Origin of the sequence: Citrobacter sp. wls829 (assembly GCF_005280825.1) — a bacterium.
Taxonomy (GTDB): domain Bacteria; phylum Pseudomonadota; class Gammaproteobacteria; order Enterobacterales; family Enterobacteriaceae; genus Citrobacter; species Citrobacter gillenii.
This window is the reverse complement of the sequence record NZ_SZWP01000011.1, coordinates 1-3319: the sequence shown is the minus strand read 5'-3', so window position 1 is coordinate 3319 and position 3319 is coordinate 1. Positions and strand designations below refer to the sequence as shown.

Here is a 3319-nt window from a genome sequence, read left to right as displayed (position 1 = left end):
TATCAGGAACTTGTTCGCACCTTCCTTAAATGAGTAAGGTGTAATGCCTCTTGTCGCGTGCCAGGTAGCACCCACACTAGTTATATTCTGGAATTTATCAGTCAGCCATTCAGCCACCCAGGCGTTTAAATGGTTAAAATAAATAACATATACCTTGCTGAATTAATTTTAATATGTCTTAATAGAGACATCGGTTTGGAAAACAGACCTTATGAAAGCAGTTTTAGTAAAGCAGTCCTCAGTTCAAGAGCTATCTACAGATACCCCTTCTTCATGAGTCTTCTCCTAAGTGCCAAATAAGTAACTCTCTAAATACAGGCCATCGTCGCCGCACTTATGTGGCTCATAAATTAAGGAAATATCTATGTCTAATAAAATGACTGGTTTAGTAAAATGGTTTAACGCAGATAAAGGTTTTGGCTTTATCACTCCTGATGACGGCAGCAAAGATGTATTCGTACATTTCTCTGCTATCCAGAGCGACAATTTTAAAACACTTGATGAAGGTCAGAAAGTCTCCTTCACCATTGAAAATGGCGCTAAAGGCCCTGCAGCTGGAAACGTCACTCCACTGTAATGCCCGCTAGTTATCAGTAGTGCTTACGATAGCGATGAAGGCAATAGTCTGAGTAGTTAATCTCTACTGATAATAAAATGAACCCGCCCAGTGCGGGTTTATTGTTAGTGTAATTATAATAACACTGGCACCCTATATTATTGCATGGCTTAATAATTTAAATCTTTAATCCAGATAATTCGGCGAATATATTTCACTCATATATTACCAGCCTCATTACAGACTATACCTGTAGTTTATTTGTCAAAAGAAATTGTATTCCAAATAATTTCAAAATCGTCATGTATCGTAAAGGAATACAAGTGGTTTTCTTATTAAACATGTATCGTTATAATCCCTTGCAGCAGGAAATCCCTATGTCCACTCGTAAAAAAACACAAACTAATCGTAATTACTTAGTCAAATGCACATGCCCAAGTTGTTCAAAAGATTCAGAACATAGTTTTAGTCGTGTCCAAAAAGGTTCTCAACTTGTCTGCCCGTTTTGCAGTACTTTGTTCAAGTCATTAAAATGATGCAGATGCCTTCTTGCAGATAGGATGAGCGTTAAATTAATTAAACGCCCTCACATATAACAATGTTTTTAGGCAAATAAAAACTCAAAGCAATAATGCTGCTGTAGACCGTCTGAGCATAAGCGCTCTTTACTGTTTATGCAGCCCATTAACGGTTACTTTTATACTGTGCATACGGAAGGTCTGCGATTCTGCACACCTGTAAAGATGTAAAAGTTACTGACCTGATTTTAAAAGGTTTTTCCTCCAGAAAAGCTTACAATTCTACCTTCTCAGACCTAACGCCTTAGCTATATTGCCGATCGCGTATATCTATTTATCACAAAGTATTACTTTAGAAGCAGCGGGACCTTTGTTACCGTTATAAATTGTGTACTCCACCTTCTGTCCTTCAAACAGGGTTTTAAAATGATCGCCCTGAAGCTCCGAAACATGAACAGAGATATCTTTGCTTCCATCAAGCGGAGAGATGAAACCAAAACCTTTGTCTTCCTTAAACCATTTTACCAAGCCTCTGATTCTTGAGGACATAATTACTCCAATTTCACATGATGAAGGGAACAACAAACGTATAGACTAAAAAAAGTATCAGCGATAGTAACTGGTAATGAGGACTGGCCGATAAAATGTTTACGTTTGCTGTATATCGAAATGATGAGTTCATTAAGGCACGGACAGTGATAATAAGCAAAATATTCTTTGCCGTTCGACTCTCCCGGTATTGTAGCAGTCAACTGATCTTTTAGCTGGCTGGAAATATTTTCAGAGTAGCGGGCTGCGATAGAAAAGCCCGACAGCGACCAAAATCAACCTACGAGATCAGCAACCAGTACGGTAATCGGTACATGTACAAAGGTTTTAACGAAATGAAGGTATAGACAAGAAACCATGCAGGCCAAGTGTCAGGCATTTTGACCGATTTCACCTTTCATGACCTTAAGGCTAAAGGGATTTCAGATTCCGAGGAGATAGTCGAGATAAACAGCTTTTTTCTGGACACAAGACTGAAGGACAGGTGCTCATCTACGACAGAAAGGTCAAACTTTCACCGACACTGAACGCCCCTTTACCGGAGAATATTCCAAGTAATTCCAAGTGTGATGTGTGTCCTTGAATGATGGGGCTGTAAGTGTTTGAATTGTGGCGGAGAGAGGGGGATTTGAACCCCCGGTAGAGTTGCCCCTACTCCGGTTTTCGAGACCGGTCCATTCAGCCGCTCTGGCATCTCTCCGTTCTGGCGGTTGCCATAATGCCAGGTAATTTGGCATTTTAACAGACCCCGTTCCGTCAATTTCGTTCAAGTGACGAGTTTGCGAGCAAAACGATGATTAAGTGGCCCTGGAAAGAGCAAGAAACAACCCGGAATGATGACTGGCCGTGGGATGATGCCCTGGCAATTCCTCTTCTGGTGAATCTCACTGAGCAAGAACACGCCAGACTTATCGCGCTGGCTGAGCGTTTTTTACAGCAAAAAAGGTTAGTTGCACTGCAGGGACTTGAACTGGATCCGCTAAAAAGTGCGCGTATTGCTCTGCTTTTCTGTTTGCCCATTCTGGAATTGGGTATCGAGTGGCTCGATGGTTTTCATGAAGTTCTGATCTACCCAGCCCCGTTTGTCGTGGATGATGAATGGGAGGATGACATTGGATTGGTGCATAACCAACGCGTCGTTCAATCCGGGCAAAGCTGGCAGCAGGGGCCGATTATCCTGAACTGGCTCGATATTCAGGACTCCTTCGATGCCTCCGGTTTTAATCTGATTATCCATGAAGTGGCGCACAAGCTGGATATGCGCAATGGCGATCGGGCCAGCGGTATTCCGGCGATCCCGCTGCGGGATATCGCTGGCTGGGAACACGATTTGCATGCAGCAATGAATAATATTCAGGATGAAGTCGACCTGGTGGGTGAAACCGCTTGCAGTATAGACGCTTATGCTGCGACCGATCCTGCCGAATGTTTTGCCGTGTTATCGGAATATTACTTCAGCGCACCCGAATTATTTGCACCTCGTTTTCCTGCACTATGGCAGCGTTTTTCCCAGTTTTATCGGCAGAATCCCCTGCAACGATTACGCGATAACCGGGAAGATGAGAATAATCGCTCATCGAATGTGCATTAACGCTGCATTTTGAGGATTAATTAACCAATTGAAATGACGTGCTAATTTTACTGTTGACACGTCATGGTGAGGTCAGTAATATGCGCCTCGTTCACACGATTCCTC

Annotated in this window: 4 protein-coding genes, 1 tRNA gene and 1 pseudogene; 4 read left to right on the top strand and 2 right to left on the bottom strand. The window is 42.5% G+C overall.

Annotated features, from left to right (window positions below; translation table 11 throughout):
* Positions 1-364: 364 nt before the first annotated feature.
* Both cspA and FDW88_RS22630 read left to right on the top strand, forming a co-directional pair.
* Complete coding sequence (cspA, locus tag FDW88_RS01545; protein WP_096757530.1) at positions 365-577, top strand: RNA chaperone/antiterminator CspA; 213 nt, start codon at positions 365-367, stop codon at positions 575-577.
* Positions 578-858: 281 nt separating this feature from the next.
* Positions 859-1092 carry a YnfU family zinc-binding protein gene (locus FDW88_RS22630; RefSeq protein WP_326929964.1) on the top strand — a complete coding sequence of 78 codons (234 nt, stop codon included), beginning with the start codon at positions 859-861 and terminating at the stop codon, positions 1090-1092.
* Between the two features lie 312 nt (positions 1093-1404).
* On the opposite strand, the gene FDW88_RS01540 is transcribed toward FDW88_RS22630, so the two are convergent.
* Positions 1405-1623, bottom strand: a complete 219-nt coding sequence (locus FDW88_RS01540; protein ID WP_096757531.1) for a cold shock domain-containing protein — start codon at positions 1621-1623, stop codon at positions 1405-1407.
* 254 nt (positions 1624-1877) lie between these two features.
* On the opposite strand from FDW88_RS01540, the pseudogene FDW88_RS01535 reads away from it, so the two are divergent.
* Positions 1878-2206, top strand: a pseudogene (locus FDW88_RS01535) (integrase); the annotation flags it as partial.
* Positions 2207-2233: 27 nt separating this feature from the next.
* On the opposite strand, the gene FDW88_RS01530 reads toward FDW88_RS01535, so the two are convergent.
* Positions 2234-2323 (bottom strand) — tRNA-Ser (locus FDW88_RS01530).
* A gap of 93 nt (positions 2324-2416) precedes the next feature.
* Between FDW88_RS01530 and mtfA the strand changes: the two genes are divergently transcribed.
* The gene (mtfA, locus tag FDW88_RS01525; protein WP_115258844.1) at positions 2417-3214 is read left to right on the top strand and encodes a DgsA anti-repressor MtfA; all 798 of its coding nucleotides are present in this window, start codon (positions 2417-2419) and stop codon (positions 3212-3214) included.
* Positions 3215-3319 lie beyond the last annotated feature (105 nt).